We start from the raw sequence: 19,739 nt of genomic DNA, 5'->3' as shown, positions 1-19,739 counted from the left end.
CCAACGACCCGATGGAAGCTACCTACGTCGGCATCATGATGTGGAAGAAGGCTGGGACTACTTGGTCCATCCCGGAGCCTCCGGCCGAGGAACTGAGTACACCCAAGTAAAGGCCTCCGAATACCTGTCTTCCAATCGGGTACTACCTACGGGTGTCATCGCCGGGGCTCATCCATACGGTGGAGCTATCACTGGCTATCCATTGATTGCGAAGGTCTCTCCCATGTTTCAGCATGACACCGGCGTGCCCGCCGGCAGCGGTAAAACAGATGTGATTCCACCCGCGCACCATGCCGCCGGCGGGCGGCCCGACAAACAGCAAACCCGCCAGCACATTATTGACGACGTCGTGGAAACCTTGACCTCCGGGTCCGGCTGCGGCGTCGTTTTGGTAGGCGAGCACGGCGCCGGCAAGTCCTTCATCGCCCAGCGCGCGCTGGAGCAGCTGGGGGAGGACTACCTGGTGGTCCAGGTCCGCGGCAGCTCGATCTCCTCGAAGCTGCCCTACGGGGCGCTCAGCGTGCTGCTTAACGACCTCGACTCCTCCCACCTCGAACACCCGCTCATGGTCCTGCGCGGCCTGACCCAGCTGCTGCACGCCAAGGCCCAGGGCCGCACCATCGCCCTGTTCGTGGACAACGCCCACGACCTGGACGACCTCTCCTGCATGATGGTCGCCCAGCTCAGCGCCGGCGGCCACGTCACCCTCCTGGCCGCCTGCGTGGACCTGCCGCATGTCGGCGGCGACATCATGGGCCTGTGGAAGGACGACCTCCTGCGCCGCGTGGACCTGGAGCCGTTCGACTTCGCCGAGACCTCGGCCACCCTCAACCAGGAGTACGGCGGCCACTTCTCGCACGCCGCGGCCCGCGCCCTCTGGACCGCCAGCGGCGGCAACGCACTCTTCCTGCACTCCCTGGCCCGCGAACAGATCAAGCTGGGCGCGATCGCCAAGCAGGACGGCACCTGGGTTCTCGGCCGCCGCCCGATCTCGCTCACCGGCGAGGTCCGGGACGTGGTCAAGGCACGCCTGAACCGGCTCAGCCCCGGCCAGCGGGACGTGTTCGAACTGCTGGCGCTCGCCGGTGCCGTGTCCCTGCAGACGCTCATGAGCATCTTCAACCCCCACGACATGGACACCCTGCAGGAACGCGGCCTCATCCAGGTCAGCCACGAGCACCCGCCGACCGTCCGGGTCTCCAACACCGTGACCGCAGCCATCGTCGGAAGCGTCGTCCCCCCGGGCCGCAGCGCCGAACTGCGCCGCCGCCTCACCGCCGTGCAGGAAACCGCCAATAGCCTCGAACCCGGCGGCCCCACCGGGGTGGCCTGGGCGCTGGATTGCGGCGAGCAGATCACCCCGGAGCTGGCCCTCGCGGCGGCCCGGCGCGCCAACGACTCCTCCGATCCCGCCGCCGCCCTGCGCTTCCTGCACGCGGTCGAGGAACTGGCGGAGATGCCCGCGGCCGTCATCGAAGCCGCCAGGGCCCACCTGGGCCTCGGCAACGACGAGGCCGCACGCCGGCTGCTGCACCCGCTGGTTGGCGGCCAGGGCTCCGACCTCACCGCCCCCGAGTGGGTGGGGGTCAACATCCTGCTCGCCGACCTGGAACACCGAGGCCCCGGGACGGCCCCCGCCGCCTCCGGACGGGTGCTGGACCTGCGACCGTCGCTCGCGGCCCGGCCTGACGCCGAGACCGACGCCGGACACCGCGCGGCGGCGCAGCTTCGGCTGGCCGAGGCCCGGCTGGCAGTCCAGGAGGGCCGGTACACCGACGTGCTGGCCATGCGCGAGGACCTCGACGTCGCGGACCTCAGCACAGAATCCGGCGTCGTCGCCGGCGGCCTGCTCTGCGAGGCCATGGCGGTGACCGGCAACGTCCTGGGCGCCACCGGCCTGGCCAAGCAGGTCCTCTCCGCCGCGGCCACGGTCCCCATGACGGACCGGAACCTGCGCGAACTCCGCGGCCGGATGCTCCTGCTGATGCTGCTCTCCGCCCGGTTCAAGGAGGCTGGCGAGTTCCTGACCCTCACCTCCGAGGTGCCGGACCCGCATTCACGCCTGGGCGGCATGTTCGAGATCGGTGAGGGACTCATCAGCCTGCACGCGGGCCGGCTCGAGGAGGCCCTGCACAGCCTCGAGGCCGGGCTCTGGCAGCTGCGGACCAACGACCGGGACGCCCTCACCGGACTCGCCACGGCGGCCTGCGCCTACGCCAACGGACTGCACGGCAACGCCGACGAGGCCGCCGTCCAGCTGGCGGAACTCTCCGCCCTGGAACACCCGGCCCCGTGGCTCACCGCGCGGCTCATCCGCTACTTCGAGCTGGGCGCCACCGCGGAACTGGGCCAGCGGGCCGCTGCAATCCGCGCCCTGGCAGCCGAGGCGGACGCCGACTCCGAGGCGGGAGCCGTGGCCACCGCGCTGTTGTTCCAGTCCGCCGCCGCGCGGCTCGGTGACCGCCAGGCCAGCCAGAAGCTCGGCGGCCTGGCCGGCAGTGTCACGGGCCAGTTCGCAATGCTCTGCCTGCGCCTGGCCAACGGCGTCAAGGACGCCGCCAGCGAGGCCCTGCTGACCGTGGCCAAGGATGCCGACGCCGCGGGAGACGCCGTCTTCGCCCGGGACGTGGCGCGCAAGGCCGTCACCTGCGCCAACGACGCCGGCAACCGGATCGCCCTGCGGGTCGCCCAGCGCACCGAGCACATGCTGGACGAACGGTTTGGGGGGCCCCGCAACGGCGTCCAGGCCCTGACCTCGTCCATCCTCACGGCACGCGAATGCGAGGTCGCGGTCCGGGCCGCGGCCGGGACGTCGAACCGCAAGATCGCCGAACAGATGCAGGTCTCGGTCCGGACCGTGGAAGGCCACCTCTACCAGGTGTACGCCAAGCTCCATCTGGCGAGCCGGTCCGAACTTAAAGATGCCATCGCCGGAACCACCGGCAACGCCCGCATCGGCTAGCGGGGCGCCACAGCTCATCGGGCCCGGCGGCCGCCAGCCGCCAGCGGGGAAAGGACCTGGGTGGAAAGCCTCACGGACCAGATGGCGCTCATCGGCAGGTCCGGTGTCGTCCGCGACGCCGTGGCGTGCCTGCGGGACGAGGAACGCTCCGGGGCGCTCCTCGTCGGTGTCGCCGGGTCCGGGAAAACCGCCGTCGTGCGCGAGATCCTGCGTGAACTTCCCGGCCGCGGCGAGGTGATCCGGCTCGCCCCGACGGCGATGCTCTCCGCCGTGCCGTTCGGCGCCCTCGGCCCCGTCCTGATCGACCTTCCGGTGCACGATCTCGATTCTTCGGCCGCCGTCGCGCGGGCCTTCACCAAGCGCCTGAAGAAGAGCCCCGCCCCGCCCCTCTTCGTCATCGACGACGCCCAGGACCTGGACGCCGGGACGGTCCGGCTGATCGCCCAGGCCGTGGCGACCGGGGCCGCCCGGCTGCTGGCCGCCTGCCGGACCGGCCCGTCCACGCCGGAGGAATTCCTGGCTCTCTGGGACGACGGCTTGATCGCCAAGTACGACCTCGCCCCGCTCACCCGCTCCGAGGTGCACCAGTTCTGCGAGCAGGCCCTGCGCGCGGACGTCTCGCCCTGGCTGAGCGAACTCTTCGGCACGGTGACCGCCGGGCTGCCGGCCCTGCTCATGTCCCTGCTCCGGTATGCCCAAAAGACCGGCTCCATCGGGCTGCGGCGGGGCACCTGGATCCTCCTGTCGCCCCCGGATCTGGCCCGGGTACCGGCCGCGGACCTGGTGGACCACCGGGTACGGTCCCTGCCCGCCGAGGAACAGACCGTGGCCGCGATCGTCTCCCTCGCCGGACCACTCTCGCTCGGCGAGATCCTGCGCTTCAGCAACCCCAAGACCGTCGACGCCCTCGAAATGGCCGGGATCATTGCCGTCTCCCGGGACCAAGAGCGGCTGGTCCGGCCGGCCAGCCCCATGGTGGGCGAGATCGTCCGCGGCAGGGTCCCCGCCGGACGGAGCGCCGGGCTGCGGGCCAGCCTGCTGCAACTGCCGGGCTTCAGCGACGGCCACCCCGAGGCCTACCTCAACCGGTTCCGCTGGGCGCTTGACGCCGGCGCCGAGCTCGCCCCCGCCGAGCTGGTGTACGGCGCCGCACGGGCGAACGCCGCCCTCGACGCCGTCACCGCGCTCCGTGCCGCCACCGCCGCCGCCGGGGGTGACCGCGCGCCGGAGGCAAAGATCCAGCTGGCCTACGCGCAGTACCTCCTGGGCCGGACGGAGGCCGCCGCCGGGCAGCTGAGGTCCGCGGGGGCCGTTCCCTACGGCCGACCCTCCTACCTGGCGGCCCTCCTGGCCGCGCGGCTGGGAAATGCTGCCCCGGAGACCGGCCCGGCGGGCCAGACAGGCCCGGCAGGCGACGACGACGGCGACGGCACCAGCCCCGGCGCGGGGGGCCGGGACACCGCGGCGGAGTGGTCCGATTCGGCGGCGCCCGGCCTGGCCGCGCGGCTGCTGCTGGGCCCGGACGACGAGCCAGCGGGGGAGCTGCAGCGCCGCTGGGCAGCCCTGGCCAACCTCCCCGGCGTGGCGGAGGAGCTGGGCGTCCCAGCGGCATTCCGGGTGGCGGAGCTGCAGTCGGTGCGGGGGCAGGTGGTGACCGGGCTCGGGACGGACCGGCAGGCATGGCCGCAGGCGGGCCCGGCGACGGCCGCGTTGCCGCTGGTGCGTGAGGACCTGCTCGCCCGGCACTGCCTGAACCTGGTCCGGGCAGGGGAGTGGGACGAACTCGCCGCCGCGGTGGACGGCTACGCCGCGGCCCTGCCCTTCCGACTGCTCTACAGCGGCGGGCTGCTGCACTTGGTGCGCGGCTTCTCCCGCCTGCGCCAGGGCCGGTTCCCGGAGAGCCTGGCCGAACTGCTGATCGGCGTCGAGGAGCTGACCGTCGCCGACCCGTGGCGGCTGCGTCCGCTGGCCCACGCGCTCGCGGCCTACGCCGCCTTCGTCGTCGGCCGGAACGACGACGCCGCCGCCAATGCGCGTGCCTACCGTGCGGAACCGCTGGGCGGGCCGGCCCCGCTGCGGTTGCTCGCCGATGCCTACTGCACCGCCGCGGACGACGGCGGTGCAGGCCCGGCCGCCCGGCAGCACCGGCTGGACCGGCTGGCGGACGGTGCCCGGGACCGTGGCCTGTTCGGTGTCGAGACGGAGATCCGGCGGCTGGCCGTGCGCGAAGGCGACCCGGCCGCCGCGGAGGCGCTGGCCCTCAGCAGCGCCGCGATCGAGGGGCCCGAGGGCTCCCTGCTGCGCGCCTTCGCCCGCGCCGTGGCCGACTCCGACACCAGCGCGCTCAGTACCCTCAGCGACGAGGCGCTGGCCGCCGGCTACCTGCTCCTGGCCCTGGAAGCCGCCCAGCAGGCCGCCCGCTGTCTGGAAAACGATCCGCACAAGTGGAGGCTGACGGTGGTCCAGCGCAAGGTCCACCACCGTATGGTCGCGGCCGGGATGTCGGAGAGCATCAACATCGTCCATGGGGACCACCACGCGGACCTGACGGCCCGGGAAGCCGAGATCCTCCGACTCGTCAGCCAGGGCGCCAGCAACGTCGAGATCGCCGCCGCCCTGACCCTCTCCACCCGCACGGTGGAGGGCCACCTGTACCGGGTCTTCGCCAAACTGGGCGTCAGCCGGCGCTCAGAACTCGTCGATGCAGAACCGGACTTCCTCACCCCGCCGGGACCCGGATTCGGGCCGGGGACGGGGCCACCGGGAGGTCCTGCGTAGTTCCCGGCCGGCGCTCCGGCCGGCCGGGAGTACGCCTAAGTAGTTCGGCAGGGTAGCGGCGGAGGGAAGTCGGGTAAGTCCTACTCGTGTGGAGCACCGGCGGGATTTGATTAACTTGACTCAGTCAAGGGAACGGCCCGAAAGGACAACGCTCCACACACTTGGCTTTCGCTTCATCCGGCTTCCTTCGATGGAATCGTACGGTGCCCCCAACCGGCAGCCGTACCCCCTAGACGGAGCCGGCGGCGTCAGAGCCTTCTGAGACCGAGGCTCTCCCCCCAGCCGCCGCCGGCTCCCTTTACGGTCTCCCGCCGGGTCCATCCGGCGGCAGACGCAGGAATCAAACGCCCCGCCCGGGAACCCAAGGCCCGCCGGCGGGGCGTTTGGCTGCCCGGGACAGGGCGCTTGTCTGATCGGCACGTGGCCTTTGGCTGACCGGAGCGCGGGGGAGAAGCCCGGGAGCGCCCCACGTTCCGGCGGTAAGTTTCGGCGGTAAGGGGGACCTCCGTGGGGCATCCGGCCGGGCCGTGGAATAATTAGGCTAAATCTGTGTAACGTAATCGGCCGCCCACGCCGCGCTCACCCGCCGGCGGCCGCCGACGCAGCGACTGCCGATCAGGAGTTCCACCCATGGTTGCACCACCAGCCCACCTGCCCAGCCCGGCCCCGGCCCTGGGGAACGACGAGGTCCTGAGGATCCGCAACGACTTCCCGATCCTCAACCGGCCCGTGAACGGCCAGCCGCTGGTGTACCTGGACTCCGGTGCCACCTCGCAGAACCCCATCAGCGTCCTCGAGGCTGAGCAGGAGTTCTACGAGCAGCGCAACGCCGCCGTGCACCGGGGTGCCCACCACCTGGCCGTGGAGGCCACCGACGTCTTCGAGGACGCCCGGGAAACCGTCGCCGCGTTCATCGGCGCCGGGGACGACGAACTGATCTGGACCTCGAACGCCACCGAGGGCCTGAACCTGCTCAGCTACTCCTTCCTCAACGCCTCCCTGCCCGGCGCCCCCGCGGAGGCCGCCCGGTTCGCCCTCGGCGCCGGCGACCGGATCGTGGTCACCGAGATGGAGCACCACGCCAACCTCATCCCGTGGCAGCAGCTCGCCGCCCGGACCGGCGCCACCCTGGACTACATCCCCGTGGACGACTCCGGTGCCCTGGACCTGGAGGCCGCCGCCCGGCTGATCGGCCCCCGCACCCGGGTCTTGGCCTTCACCCATGCCTCCAACGTCCTCGGCACCATCAACCCCGTTACCGACCTGGTCGCGCTGGCCCGGGCCGTCGGCGCGCTGGTGGTCCTTGATGCCTGCCAGTCCGCCCCGCACCTGGAGCTCGACGTCAAGGCCCTGGACGTGGACTTCGCCGTCTTCTCCGGCCACAAGATGCTCGGACCCACCGGGATCGGCGGCCTCTACGGCCGCTCGGAGCTGCTCAACGCCATGCCCCCGTTCCTCACCGGCGGCTCCATGATCACCACGGTCACCATGGACCGCGCCGGCTTCCTGCCCAGCCCGCAGCGCTTCGAGGCCGGAACGCAGCGGATCTCCCAGGCGGTGGCGCTCGCGGCCGCGGCGAACTACCTGACCGAGACCGGCCTGGCCCGGATCCACGCTTGGGAGGCCACGCTCGGCCAGCGGCTCGTCGAGGGCCTCGAGGCGATCCCCGGCATCCGCGTCCTCGGCCCCGCCGCCGGCCGGGAACGGATCGGCCTGGCCGCGTTCGACGTCGCCGGCGTCCACGCCCACGACGTCGGGCAGTTCCTGGACAGCCGCGGCATCGCCGTGCGCGTGGGCCACCACTGCGCCCAGCCGCTGCACCGCCGCCTGGGCCTGACGGCGAGCACCCGCGCCAGCACCTACCTGTACAACACCACCGACGACGTCGACGCGTTCCTCGACGCGGTCGCCGGTGTCCGTCCCTACTTCAACGCCTGAGGACCGCCCGTGAGCCTTGACCAGCTGTACCAACAAATCATCCTCGAGCACGCCAAGGAACGGCACGGCAACGGCCTGGATGCGGGGGCGGAGTTCCCTGCGGGGGCCGCGTCCGGCCAGTCGCACCAGCTGAACCCGACCTGCGGCGACGAGATTACCGTGCGGGTGTCCGTGGCCGGCGGGAAGGTCAGCGACCTCCGCTGGGACGGTGAGGGGTGCTCGATCTCGATGGCGTCCGCCTCGGTCCTGACCGAGCTCGCCGAGGACCTGGACACGGCGGAATTGCAGCGCATCATCGACAGCTTCCGTGAGGTGCTGCGCTCCCGCGGCAAGGTGGCCGCGGATCCGGAGATCCTCGGCGACGCGGCCGCGTTCGAGGGTGTGTCCCGCTACGCCGCGCGGGTCAAGTGCGCCATGCTCTCCTGGGTTGCCGCCGAGGACGCCCTCACCCAGGCGCTGGGCCGGCAGGAGAGCTAGGGCACGTAGCTGGCGATGATGCCGAAGAGCAGGACCATCATGGCCAAAGCGGTGTACATCGACCAGTTCCGTCCGCCCGGCTTCCGGTGGCTGCCGTGCCAGACCCGTTCCATTCCGTCCATGTCCATAGCACCATTGGACGGCTGGCCTGCGGCCGGAAACAGCGTGCGGTCCACGCAAAAATAGACCCGGCCGCCGCTTACGTGAGCGGGTTACCTACTCACATTTCGCGACGGCCGGGTGGGGTCCGGAAGGGACCGCGGAATCAGAAGAGCCCGGAGATCCCAATCCCGGCCGTGGCCGCACCGAGCACCATCGAGATGCTGACCAGCACCACGTGCACGGTCAGGAACCGGGTGGCCTTGCCATTGGCGTCACGGGCCCGCGGATCGTTGCGCACGCGGCGCAGGAACTGCGGCCAGACCACCAGCGACCAGATGCCGGCGATGATCAGGACGACGGCGGCGAGGACGGGAAGCTGCATGGCTTAGTGGCTTTCGAGCCAGGCCTGCGCCTGGGTGGCCTGGATGTTCAGGGCCTTGCCCACCATCGGCTCGGCGGCGTCGGCGATCTTCCCGCCGAGGAACGGCACGGAGGAGGACACGGTTCCCTCGAGTTCGATCCGGGTGCTGCCGCCCTCGGCCACGAGCCGCTGCACGGCGGTGACGTCCAGCGGGGCGCCGGCGACCTTGAGGGAGATGTTGCTTTCCCGCGAACCGTCGGCCGCCGGGGCGCCCCAGCTCTCAAGCTGGGTGACCTTCAGGCTCTCGCCGACGAACTTCCGGGCGATGTCCGGCATCCTGGTGGTGGGGATGGTGCGCACGGTGGTGGTGTTGAATGCGCCGGCCGTATCGCCGTCGACGGCGAACGATTCCAGGGTGCCGCCGACCAGCTCACTGGTGTGGCGCAGGAAGTCCTCGCTGGCGAAGACTGCCGTGACACTCTCGACGGTGTGCGGAAGGGTGGTGGATGCGCTCAGGGCCATTAGGGTCCTCCAGGGGGTGGAAGGGGTCGTTTCGGGCTCCAAACATCTTACGCGTTAGGCCCGGCCGGTTCCGATTCGGTCTTCGGCGCCCGTTCCGGTTCCGGCACTGGTTTCGCCTCTGGTTCTGTCTCTGCGAGCCGTTGGGCCGCCGCCGCGATATTCCGCGACATGGCGGGGAAAATCAGGCTGTGGAACGGCAGCACAGCCAGCCAGTAGAGCTTGCCGCTGAGCCCCTTGGGGAAAAAGATGGCCCGCTGCCGGTAGAGGCTGCCGTTGCCCTCCGGTTCCACCATGAGCTCCAGCCAGGCCCGGCCCGGGGCGCGCATCTCGGCACGGAGCCGGAGCAGCCGGCCGCGGTCGATCCGCTCCACCCGCCACCAGTCCACAACCTCGCCCTCGGCCAGCAGCCGCGGGTGGCGCCGACCGCGGGCCAGCCCGGCCCCGCCTGTCAGCTTGTCCAGCCAGCCGCGCACGCTCCACGCCAGCGGCAGGGAGTACCAGCCGTTCTGCCCGCCGATGCCCTCGATGATGGTCCAGACGTGGTCCGGGGCCGCAGGGCTGGAGTAACTGCGCTCGTCCACATAGACCCGGTGCCCGGCCCACTCCGGGTCGCTCGGCAGCGGGTCGGCGTCGGCGCCCGCGTTCGCCCATGTGGTCTCCACCTGCCCGTCGCGTTCCCGGCCCAGGGCCAGGGCGACGGCCCGGCGGTAGGGGGTCAGGCCGCCGTCGGGCTGCGGGATGAAGTCGTCGATGTCGTGTTCGCGCGCCACGGCGTCGTGCTGGAGAGATTCCACCAGCGGCAGGGACATGGACAGCGGGATTGGCGTGGTCAGGGCCACCCACATGCCGGCCAGCTTCGGGGCCGGAACGGGCAGGGCCAGCACCATCCGGTAGGGCAGCCCGGCCTCCGCGGCGTACTCCTGCATCATCCCGGCGTAGGTGAGCACCTGCCGGGAGCCGATGTCGAAGGTGCGGTTGATCGGGCCCTCCAGCGAGGCGGCGCCGACCAGGTAGTAGAGCACGTCGCGGACGGCGATCGCCTCGATCTTGTTGCGCACCCAGCTGGGGGCTGGCATCAGCGGCAGCGTCTCGGACAGGTGCCGGATCATCTCGAAGGAGGCGGAACCGGAGCCGATCACCACGCCGGCCTGGAAGACGACGGCGTTCACGGGGCTGTCCAGGAAGATCTTGCCCACGGCCTCGCGGGAGCGCATGTGGGTGGAGAGCTCCGCGCCGGAGGGGTGCAGGCCGCCGAGGTAGACGATACGGTCCACGCCGGCGGACTCGGCGGCCTCCGCGGTGAGGGCCGCCATCGCCTTTTCCTTGGCCTCGAAGCCCGAGCCGCCGGCCATCGAGTGGACCAGGTAGTAGAGGACGTCGACGCCGGCCAGGGCCGCCTTGAGTGCCGCGCCGTCGTCGAGGCTGCTCTGCACCACCTCCACCTGCTCCAGCCAGGGCACGCCCGCGATCTTCGCCGGCGTCCGGACCAGGACCTTGACCTTGTGCCCGGCCTCCAGCAGCCGGGGGACCAGCCGGCCGCCGATGTAGCCGGTGGCGCCGGTGACCAGGACGGTCTTCGGATGCGGGGTAGGGGGGATGCCGGTCATTGCGGGTGGCTCCTTCTCGTTGCGGATATTAGCCATTCGGAGCGGCGGGGCCGCCGGACGTCCCGCCGCCACGAAACAGGCTTGGATGGGGAGCCGGAACGGGCCGGGCCCGTCCTGCCAGCTTAGCGCCCGGGTGCCCGGTCCGCTCCGGTGGCGGTAGGCTGGAATCACCCGGGATTCTTGCGAATTCCGGGTATTCGTGTTGCCTGCACGTCAGCGATCAGTTCAGGAGTTTCCGCCATGAGCCTTCCCGGCCCCTCACTTTCCGGCCTGCGGCGCGTCCTCGCCCGGGACTCAACCTTCGCCCGGGTGCAGGCCGAGGCGTCCCGGCCGGTCTCCGCCCGCAGCGAGGGCTACCAGCTCAGCGCCCCGGCCGGGCTGCGCGCGGCCCTGCTGGCCGAGGTATCGGACGGCCTGCTCGCGTCCGACGCCGGCGGCACCGCCGCACCCGTCGTGTTGGCCGTGACCGCCACCGGGCGTGAGGCGGAGGACCTGGTGCAGGCCCTGGACGCGTTCCTGCCCGCCGGCAGCATCGCCGAGTTCCCCAGCTGGGAGACCCTCCCGCACGAACGGCTCTCCCCGCGCTCGGACACCGTCGGCCGCCGCCTCTCCGTGCTGCGCCGCCTGGCCCACCCGGAGGCCTCCGGCACGCCGCTGCGCGTCGTCGTCGCCCCCGTCCGCGCCGTCGTCCAGCCGATCGTGGCGGGGCTGGGAGAGCTGGTGCCCGTGACCTTGACGGTGGGCCAGGAGGCCCCGTTCGGCGAGGTGGTGAAGAACCTCGCGGCCGCCGCCTACGCCCGGGTGGACATGGTCACCCGGCGCGGCGAGTTCGCCGTCCGCGGCGGCATGCTGGACGTCTTCCCGCCCACCGAGGACCACCCCATCCGGGTGGAGTTCTTCGGCGACGAGGTCGAACAGATGCGCTGGTTCGCCGTCGCCGACCAGCGCTCGCTGACCGCCCCCGGCGTGCACCACCCCACCGAACTGCACGCCCCGCCGTGTCGCGAAATCCTGATCACCCCCTCCGTGATGTCCCGCGCCGCGACGCTGAAGTCCCAGCTGCCGGCCGCGGCGGACATGCTGGAGAAGATCGCCGGCGGCATTGCCGTCGAGGGCATGGAGTCCCTCGCCCCGGTGCTGGTGGATTCGATGGTTCCGTTCGTGGACCAGTTCCCGGCCGGGTCGATCGCCGTCGTGATCGAACCCGAGAAGGTCCGCACCCGCGCCCACGACCTCGCCGCCACCAACGAGGAATTTCTCGAGGCGGCCTGGTCCACGGCGTCCGACGGCGGGTCTGCACCGCTGGATTTGAGCGCCGCCGCGTCTGAGGCGCTGCACTCGGCCAGCTTCCGGTCCCTGGCCGAGACCCGCGCCACCGCGCTGGAGCACCAGGTGTCCTGGTGGTCGATCAGCTCCCTGTCCAGCGACGAGGAGCTGCTGCCGGACATCGACGTTGTGAACCTGCACGCCCGCGAACCGCGCGGCTACCAGGGCGACGTCGCCGAGATGATGGACTTCATCGGCTCGCACGTGCGCGACCAGTGGCGGATCGTGGTGGCCACCGAGGGCCCCGGCCCCGCCCAGCGCCTCGCCGAGCTGTTCCACGACAACGACATCCCCTGCGCCCGGGTCGAGACGCTCGAAGCGGAGCCGCAGCCGGGGCTGATCGAGGTCACCACCGCATGCGTGGGCCGCGGCTTCGTCCTGGACGGGCTGAAGACGGCGCTGCTGACCGAGGCGGACCTGCTGGGCCGCACGTCCGCCGGGTCCACCAAGGACATGCGGCGGATGCCCTCCAAGCGGCGCAACGCCGTCGACCCGCTGCAGCTGCTCGCCGGGGACTTTGTGGTGCACGAACAGCACGGCATCGGCCGGTTCGTCGAGCTGATTCAGCGCAAGGTGGCCGGTGGCGGCGACGGTGTGCGCGAGTACCTGGTGCTCGAGTACGCCCCGTCCAAGCGCGGCGCCCCCGGCGACCGGCTCTTCGTGCCCACCGACCAGCTGGACCAGGTCACCCGCTATGTCGGCGGCGACACCCCGGTGTTGAGCAAGATGGGCGGCTCCGACTGGGCCAGCACGAAGTCCAAGGCGCGCAAGGCGGTCAAGGAGATCGCCGGCGAGCTGATCCGGCTCTACTCGGCCCGGATGGCCTCCCGCGGCCACGCCTTCGGCCCGGACACGCCCTGGCAGCGCGAGCTGGAGGAGGCCTTCCCCTATGTGGAGACCCCGGACCAGCTGACCACCATCAACGAGGTCAAGGCGGACATGGAACGGGAGATCCCGATGGACCGCCTGGTCTCCGGCGACGTCGGCTACGGCAAGACCGAGATCGCCGTCCGGGCCGCGTTCAAGGCCGTCCAGGACGGCAAGCAGGTGGCCGTGCTGGTGCCCACCACCCTGCTCGCCCAGCAGCACTACGAGACCTTCACCGAGCGGTTCTCCGGGTTCCCGCTGCGGGTCCGGCCCCTGTCCCGCTTCCAGGCCGCCAAGGAGGCCAAGGAGACGGCCGAAGGCGTCAAGACCGGCGCGGTCGACGTCGTCATCGGCACGCACCGGCTGTTGTCCAAGGACTTCGAGTTCAAGGACCTGGGCCTGGTGATCGTGGACGAGGAGCAGCGCTTCGGCGTCGAACACAAGGAGGCGCTGAAGAAGATGCGCACCAACGTGGACGTCCTGGCCATGAGCGCGACGCCGATCCCGCGCACCCTGGAGATGTCGCTGACCGGCATCCGCGAGACCTCCACCCTGGCGACCCCGCCGGAGGAGCGGCACCCGGTGCTGACCTACGTGGGCCCGTACACGGACAAGCAGACCTCCGCCGCGATCCGCCGCGAGCTGATGCGCGAGGGGCAGGTCTTCTTCGTCCACAACCGGGTCTCCACGATCGAGCGCACCGCCGCGAAGATCCGCGAACTCGTGCCCGAGGCGCGCGTGGAGGTGGCGCACGGCAAGATGTCCGAGAGCCGGCTGGAACAGATCATCGTGGACTTCTGGGAGAAGCGCTTCGACGTCCTGGTCTGCACCACCATCATCGAGACCGGCCTGGACATCTCCAACGCCAACACCCTGATCGTCGACGGCGCGGACAAGTACGGGCTCTCGCAGCTGCACCAGCTGCGCGGGCGGGTGGGCCGCGGCCGGGAACGCGCCTACGCCTACTTCCTCTACCCCTCGGAGAAGCCGCTGGGCGAGGTGGCGCTGGAGCGGCTCAAGGCCGTGGCCACCCACAATGAGCTTGGCGCCGGTATGCAGCTGGCCATGAAGGACCTCGAGATCCGCGGCGCCGGCAACCTGCTCGGCGGAGAACAGTCCGGCCACATCCAGGGCGTCGGCTTCGACCTCTACATCCGGCTGGTCGGCGAGGCCGTGGCGGATTACCGCGGCGAGGCCGAGGAGAAGGCCGCCGAAATGAAGATCGAGCTGCCGGTCAATGCGCACCTGCCGCACGACTACGTTCCCGGCGAACGGCTCCGCCTGGAGGCGTACCGGAAGCTGGCCTCGGCGCTCACCAACGAGGCGATCGAGGAGGTCGAGGCCGAGCTGGTGGACCGCTACGGGGAGCTGCCGCTGCCCGCCCAGAACCTCGTGGCCGTGGCCCGCTTCCGGGTCGGGGCGCGCGAGGCGGGCCTGACCGACGTCGCCCTGCAGGGGAACTTCATCAAGTTCTCGCCCGCCCAGCTGCCCGAGTCCAAGCAGATGCGGCTGGCCCGCATGTACCCGGGCTCGCAGACCAAGCCGGCCCTGGACGCGGTACTGATTCCCAAGCCCAAGACCGCCCGGATCGGCGGCCGCGACCTGCAGGACGCGGAGATCCTGGCCTGGGCCAACAGCGTGATCGAGGCGATCTTCACCGACGTCCCGCCCGCCGCGGGCTAGGCCGTGATGGGAGGACACCACGCCGCGTCAGGTGCCGCGGCGTGGGTGGCTATTGCCTCGACCGGGCCGTACACGCTCGGCTGGTACCCGCTGGATCCCGCCGGGATCGTCATCGGCGGGATGGCGACGGCGGGGACGGCGCTGATCTGCGACTGGGACCACCGCTCGTCCACGGTGGCGCACGCGCTGCCGCCGCTCTCGAACCTGATCGCCGTGGGGATCGAGAACGCCTCCGGCGGCCACCGCCAGGGCACCCACTCGGTGCTGGGGGCGGCCTTCTTCGTGCTGCTCGCCGCGCTGGCCGGGAAGATCCAGTTGCAGACCGACTGGGGCCTGCTCTCGGTGGGCGCCGGGCTGCTGTGCATGTTCCTGATCAACATCGCCGCGAAGGCCCTGAAGCTCTTCCCCAAATACGGGGTGGTCAGCAACTGGATCTTCGCGCTCACCATGGCCGGGCTGGTGACCTGGTTCGCCCCGCATCAGTGGTCCTGGCTGCCGGTGTCCATGTTGACCGGCGTGCTGGTGCACATCCTTGGGGACATGATCACCACCGGGGGAGTGCCTCTGCTGTGGCCGATCGTGGTCAAACCGCCGAAGTTCCTGCGGAGGCTGCCGCTGGTCAAGGACGTCTGGAAGGCCAACGGGGCGTTCTCCATCCCGCTCCTGGGCCGGGCCGGTTCGCGACGCGAGTGGCTGGTGCTGATCCCCGTCGGCGCCTACGCCATGGTGGGGATGTGCGTCGCGGCCGTCGACGTCGCCCGTGGCCACTTCCCGGCGGCCGTCGCCTTCGGCTCAGCCGTCGTTGGCCGGCTGCTCGGTTCGGGAAGCTAGCCGCAGGCTGCCCGTCGGCATGACACGTTTCCGCTGCGGTTCCGGACGTGCGCACCCTGGGTCCGCGCCGCGCGGGTCCGAATCCGCCGCGCCCGTCCGGAACCGGCCGTTAAACGCGTGAAGCCCCGGCGAACCGGGGCTTCACGCTTTGGACGAGGCTTAGTGTTCGCCGGCCGAGTCCGAGCGGCCGGTGATGGTCTGCGGGATCCAGAACGCCAGGGCGAACAGCACCAGGCAGGCAAGCATCGGCCAGGGGTTGCCCAGGGTCAGGAACGACAGCGAGTACAGGGCGCCGAAGAAGAGCGCCATCATGATGACAAACAGCACCACGCTGGATGCCAGGTTGTTCTCGAACCTGGGGGTCTTGGCGGTCTTGCCGTTGTTGCTGGACATTCGTTCCTCCTCGGCCCCGCGGGGCTGTAAAAACTGTGGCGGCGTGGTTCCGGCGGGGCGGTCAGTACGCGGACGAACCCTGTTCGCCCTTGACGATCGCGATGCCGGAGCTGGCGCCAATACGTGTTGCACCAGCAGCTATCATAGCCTGCGCGTCGGCAAGGGACCGCACGCCGCCGGATGCCTTGACGCCCAGGTCCGGTCCCACGGTGCGGCGCATCAGGGTGACGTCTTCGACCGTCGCGCCGCCGCCGTTGAAGCCGGTGGAGGTCTTGACGAAGTCGGCGCCGGCCTCGACGGCGGCCTCGCAGGCGAGGACCTTCTGCGCGTCGTCCAGCAGGGACGTCTCGATGATGACCTTGAGGATGGCGCCGCCGGCGTGGACGGTCTCGGCCACGGCACGGATGTCATCGACCAGGGCGCCCTTGTCGCCGGCGCGGGCGGCTGCGATGTTGATCACCATGTCGATCTCGTCCGCGCCGTCGAGCACGGCGCCGCGGGCCTCGAAGGCCTTGACGTCGCTGGGCGTCGCACCGAGCGGGAAGCCGATCACGGAGCAGGTCAGCACGCCGGAACCCTTGAGGGCGGTCTTGACGGTCTTGACCCAGATCGGGTTCACGCAGACGGACTTGAACTGGTACTCGGCGGCCTCGGAGCAGACTTTGAGCACGTCGGCCTCGCCGGCCTCCGGCTTGAGCAGGGTGTGGTCGATGAACGCGGCGATGTTGCCGGTGCCGTGGTGGAGGTCCTGGCCGGTGCCGGAGGCCCCGGCCGTGGTGGCGTCGTTGCTCATGGTGGTCCCTTTCCTGACGGGACGGATCATGGCCGGCCCGGCTGCTGACGCGGCGCGCGTCGTGGCTTCTCAGTGCACCATCTTGCCATATGGGACCACACTGTCTCGGGGTAGGGAGCCCGCTCAGGCGGCGGCCGCGACGGGGACCTGGAGGCAGGCCTGCACGAGCCCGGCGGCGCAGATGCTGGCGGCGGAACCGGCGGCCACCAACAGGCCCAGCCGGACGCCGTCGAGCGCCGCGGCGTCGCCGATCGCCCAGATGCCGGGCACGGAGGTGCGGTAGTCGGCGCCCACCAGGATCCCGCCCTGGGCGGCGGTGGCCAGCCCGGCGGTGCGGGCCAGCGCGTCCCGGGAGATCCGCTCCTCGGCGAGGACCACCAGGTCACCGCTCATGCTGGAGCCGTCCTCGAAGACGATCCCGGAGGCCGGCAGCACGGACCCGGCGAGGGTGGGGACGACGGCGGCGGGCCGCAGCGTGGTGCGGACCGGGCGGACGCCGCGGGCCCGCAGCACTGCCTCGGCCTGTCCCGCTGCCGTGCCGGTGCCCACCAGGATGCCCAGCGGCCGCCGGCCCAAGACCCGGGTGACGTCCTTGACCGCGTCGCCGAGGGTGCCGGCGTCGTCGATCGTGGAGTAGCTCAGGCACCGGCCCGAGCCCTCGATCGGGGCCAGGGCCGGGGCCGAGCCGGTGGCGATGACCAGCTGGTCGTAGCCGAATTCGAGGCCGTCCGCCGTCGTCACCCGCCGCTGCTCGGCGTCGATGAAGCTGGCGGGCTGGCCGAACCGGACCGAGACCTGGGGGAGCACGGCCAGCTCCAGCAGTTCCGCCGGGGCGTCGTCCCGGTTGCTGAGGACCGTGATGGCGCCGCCGAACGGGGTGCGGGTGAGCTGGCGGACCAGGGCCTGCGCCGCCGGGCCGGCCCCGGCGATCACGATCCGCGGCGAGGAGGCCACGGTGGTGGAGGCGGTGCTGGCGGCGGAGGATTTCGGTGCGGACATGTGCTGGCCCTTTCGCTGGCGGGCCTGCTGGTGTGGCCCCTGTTTCTGTTGTTCCCCAGCGTAGGAGGCCGGTTTTTCGCGCACGTTTCTGCGGTGTTGCGGTATTTTCGCTCCCTGTTCGCCAATTGTTACCAGCTGGTAATGGCGTGGCTCACACCCGGAGCCGGTAGCCGCGCTTCACCACGGTTTCCACCAGCGAGGCGTCCGGCAGCGCGGACCGGAGCCGGCTGACTGTCATGTCCAGCGCGTGCACCGAGCCGCGCAGTTCCAGCAGCTCGGAGAGCGACTCGCGGGACAGGACGGCGCCGCCGGCCCCCAGCAGCGCCCGCATCAGCAGCAGCGGCGCGGGCGCCAGTTCCACGGGCTCGCCGTCGATCCGCAGCGACCGGCCGCGCAGCTCCACCGCGCCCGCGGCGGTGTCCAGCCGGCGGACGTGGTTCAGGGCCAGGTGTTCGCAGACCAGCCGGATCAGTGCGCCCATCCGGAACCGTTCCGGCACCAGCGGCTGCACGCCGGCGTCGACCAGCGGCTGGGCGGTGATGGGGCCGACGACGGCGGTGGCCACCGTGGTCTTCAGCGCCGCGACCAGTTGCTTGTACAGGCCCATCTCGTGCGCGGTGCTCCATAACGCGTCGACGGCGGGGGCGGAGGTGAAGGTCAGCACGTCGAGGCTGCCGTTGCAGGCGGCCTCGATCAGCTTGGGCAGCCGGCCGGCGCCCTCGGGCTTGACCCAGCGGTAGGGGGTGACGGTCATGACGTTTGCCCCGGACATCCGGAGCCGCTCCAGCTGCCGGACGTCGGTGTAGCCGTGCAGCTGGACGGCGACGGTCTTCCCGCGCACCCCCTCGGCCAGCAGCATGTCCACCAGGGTTGCGGTGGTCTCGTCGCTGCTGATCCCGACGTCGGCCAGGCCGGCCGCGCGCACGGCGCCGCGGGCCTTGGGCCCGCGGACGAACATCCGGGTGGCGGCCAGGGTCTCCAGCAGCTGGTCGCCGATGCCGAAGCTGTCCGCCGCCTCGCACCAGCGGCGCATGCCGTAGGCGGTGGTGGCGATGCACAGCTGCGGCCGGGCCTCGATGATGGCGCGGCTGTCCTCGATCAGCCGGTGGTCCTCCTGCGCCGGGGCGATCTTCAGCGCCGGTGCGTGCAGCACCTCGGCGCCGCGGCGTTCCAGGGCCTCAATCAGGTCCTGCGAGCGTCGGTGCGAGGTGACGCCGATCCGGAAGCCCTCCAGCGGCTGGTCGGCGGTTCCGGCGGTGTCCGGGGCGGTCCCGGCCAGGCTGTTCACGGTCACGGCGCTCACGCCCCGACCAGGGACGCCGCGAGGCGGTCCAGTTCGGCCGCGGCGGCGTCGCAGCCCCGGTTCGCCTCCGCGACCCGGACCACCTCGCCGATCACCAGGACGGCGGGGTTGCCGCAGCCGGCAGCGGCCGCCGTGATGCCGCCCAGGGCCGCGATGGTGGTGCGCTGGCCGGGCTGGTAGCCGCGCTCGATCACCGCCACCGGCATGTCCGCGCGCATCCCGGCCCGGCGCAGCCCGGCCGCCAGCTGGTGGAGCGTGCCGATGCCCATCAGCACCACGATGGTCCCGCCGAGCCCGGTCAGGTGCCGGTGTTCGTCCTCGGTGAGCGGGGCATGGCCGGAGACCACGGTGAACAGGCGGCTGACCTCGCGGTGGGTGACCGGGATGCCCGCGGCGGCCGGGACGGAGACTGCGCTGGTGACCCCGGAAATGACCCGGACCGGCAGCCCGGCGCGCACGCAGGCGGCCACTTCCTCGCCGCCGCGGCCAAAGACGTACGGGTCTCCGCCCTTGAGCCGGACCACGTTCGCGCCGGCCTGGGCGGCATTGACCATCAACTCCTCGATGCCGGCCTGGCTGACCTTGTGGTGGCCGGGGGTCTTGCCCACGTCCACCAGCTCCGCGGTGGTCAGGGACGGCAGGTCCTGGTGCGGTGCCAGCCGGTCGTAGAAGACGACGTCGGCGTCGCGCAGGGCGGCCACCGCGGCGACGGTCAGCAGCTCCCCGGCGCCGGGGCCGCCGCCCACCAGGGTGACGTGCCCGGCCGGGCCGGCCGCGGGTTCGGCGGCGACCGGCAC

At 71.4% G+C, this 19,739-nt stretch carries 15 protein-coding genes; 6 read left to right on the top strand and 9 right to left on the bottom strand.

Annotated features, from left to right (window positions below; genetic code table 11):
- Positions 1-223: 223 nt before the first annotated feature.
- From AB0305_RS19080 to sufU, 4 genes are all read left to right on the top strand, one after another.
- Positions 224-2,962 (top strand): LuxR family transcriptional regulator, encoded by a 2,739-nt coding sequence (locus AB0305_RS19080; protein ID WP_366173669.1) that lies wholly within the window; start codon positions 224-226, stop codon positions 2,960-2,962.
- 60 nt (positions 2,963-3,022) lie between these two features.
- A complete protein-coding gene (locus AB0305_RS19075) occupies positions 3,023-5,740 on the top strand; it encodes a LuxR C-terminal-related transcriptional regulator (RefSeq protein WP_364136897.1) in 2,718 nt (905 codons plus the stop codon).
- Between the two features lie 630 nt (positions 5,741-6,370).
- Complete coding sequence (locus AB0305_RS19070) at positions 6,371-7,678, top strand: SufS family cysteine desulfurase (RefSeq protein ID WP_364136899.1); 1,308 nt, start codon at positions 6,371-6,373, stop codon at positions 7,676-7,678.
- 9 nt (positions 7,679-7,687) lie between these two features.
- Positions 7,688-8,155, top strand: a complete 468-nt coding sequence (gene sufU / locus AB0305_RS19065; RefSeq protein WP_364136901.1) for a Fe-S cluster assembly sulfur transfer protein SufU — start codon at positions 7,688-7,690, stop codon at positions 8,153-8,155.
- On the opposite strand, the gene AB0305_RS19060 is transcribed toward sufU, so the two are convergent.
- The 4 genes from AB0305_RS19060 to AB0305_RS19045 all read right to left on the bottom strand — a co-directional run bounded on the left by AB0305_RS19060 (position 8,152) and on the right by AB0305_RS19045 (position 10,747).
- Positions 8,152-8,283 (bottom strand): hypothetical protein, encoded by a 132-nt coding sequence (locus tag AB0305_RS19060; RefSeq protein ID WP_290258503.1) that lies wholly within the window; start codon positions 8,281-8,283, stop codon positions 8,152-8,154. The two genes, sufU and AB0305_RS19060, sit on opposite strands and share 4 nt — an antisense overlap.
- 137 nt (positions 8,284-8,420) lie before the next feature.
- Positions 8,421-8,639, bottom strand: a complete 219-nt coding sequence (locus AB0305_RS19055; protein ID WP_364136903.1) for a hypothetical protein — start codon at positions 8,637-8,639, stop codon at positions 8,421-8,423.
- A 3-nt stretch (positions 8,640-8,642) separates the two neighbouring features.
- Entirely contained in the window at positions 8,643-9,140 is a 498-nt protein-coding gene (locus tag AB0305_RS19050; protein ID WP_364136905.1) for a DUF2505 domain-containing protein, read from the bottom strand.
- Positions 9,141-9,187: 47 nt separating this feature from the next.
- A complete protein-coding gene (locus AB0305_RS19045) occupies positions 9,188-10,747 on the bottom strand; it encodes an SDR family oxidoreductase (protein ID WP_364136907.1) in 1,560 nt (519 codons plus the stop codon).
- Positions 10,748-10,987: 240 nt separating this feature from the next.
- Here AB0305_RS19045 and mfd point away from each other — a divergent pair, with 240 nt between their 5' ends.
- The gene (mfd, locus tag AB0305_RS19040; protein WP_364136909.1) at positions 10,988-14,623 is read left to right on the top strand and encodes a transcription-repair coupling factor; all 3,636 of its coding nucleotides are present in this window, start codon (positions 10,988-10,990) and stop codon (positions 14,621-14,623) included.
- Positions 14,624-14,629: 6 nt separating this feature from the next.
- Positions 14,630-15,454, top strand: a complete 825-nt coding sequence (locus AB0305_RS19035; protein WP_364136911.1) for a metal-dependent hydrolase — start codon at positions 14,630-14,632, stop codon at positions 15,452-15,454.
- A 159-nt stretch (positions 15,455-15,613) separates the two neighbouring features.
- On the opposite strand, the gene AB0305_RS19030 is transcribed toward AB0305_RS19035, so the two are convergent.
- The 5 genes from AB0305_RS19030 to cobA form a co-directional block, all read right to left on the bottom strand.
- Complete coding sequence (locus AB0305_RS19030; protein ID WP_290258496.1) at positions 15,614-15,847, bottom strand: hypothetical protein; 234 nt, start codon at positions 15,845-15,847, stop codon at positions 15,614-15,616.
- A gap of 61 nt (positions 15,848-15,908) precedes the next feature.
- Complete coding sequence (gene deoC / locus AB0305_RS19025; RefSeq protein WP_364136913.1) at positions 15,909-16,640, bottom strand: deoxyribose-phosphate aldolase; 732 nt, start codon at positions 16,638-16,640, stop codon at positions 15,909-15,911.
- Positions 16,641-16,763: 123 nt separating this feature from the next.
- On the bottom strand, positions 16,764-17,639 hold the full coding sequence (locus AB0305_RS19020; RefSeq protein WP_290258494.1) for an FAD-dependent oxidoreductase: 876 nt from the start codon (positions 17,637-17,639) through the stop codon (positions 16,764-16,766).
- Between the two features lie 151 nt (positions 17,640-17,790).
- Positions 17,791-18,933 carry a uroporphyrinogen-III synthase gene (locus AB0305_RS19015; protein ID WP_364137311.1) on the bottom strand — a complete coding sequence of 381 codons (1,143 nt, stop codon included), beginning with the start codon at positions 18,931-18,933 and terminating at the stop codon, positions 17,791-17,793.
- A 5-nt stretch (positions 18,934-18,938) separates the two neighbouring features.
- The coding region (gene cobA / locus AB0305_RS19010; protein ID WP_366173664.1) for a uroporphyrinogen-III C-methyltransferase at positions 18,939-19,739 on the bottom strand (801 nt) is incomplete at its 5' end.

The organism is Arthrobacter sp. NPDC080086 (assembly GCF_040702285.1).
The sequence above is the reverse complement of the archived record's forward strand: the minus strand, read 5'-3'. Positions and strand labels throughout refer to the sequence as shown.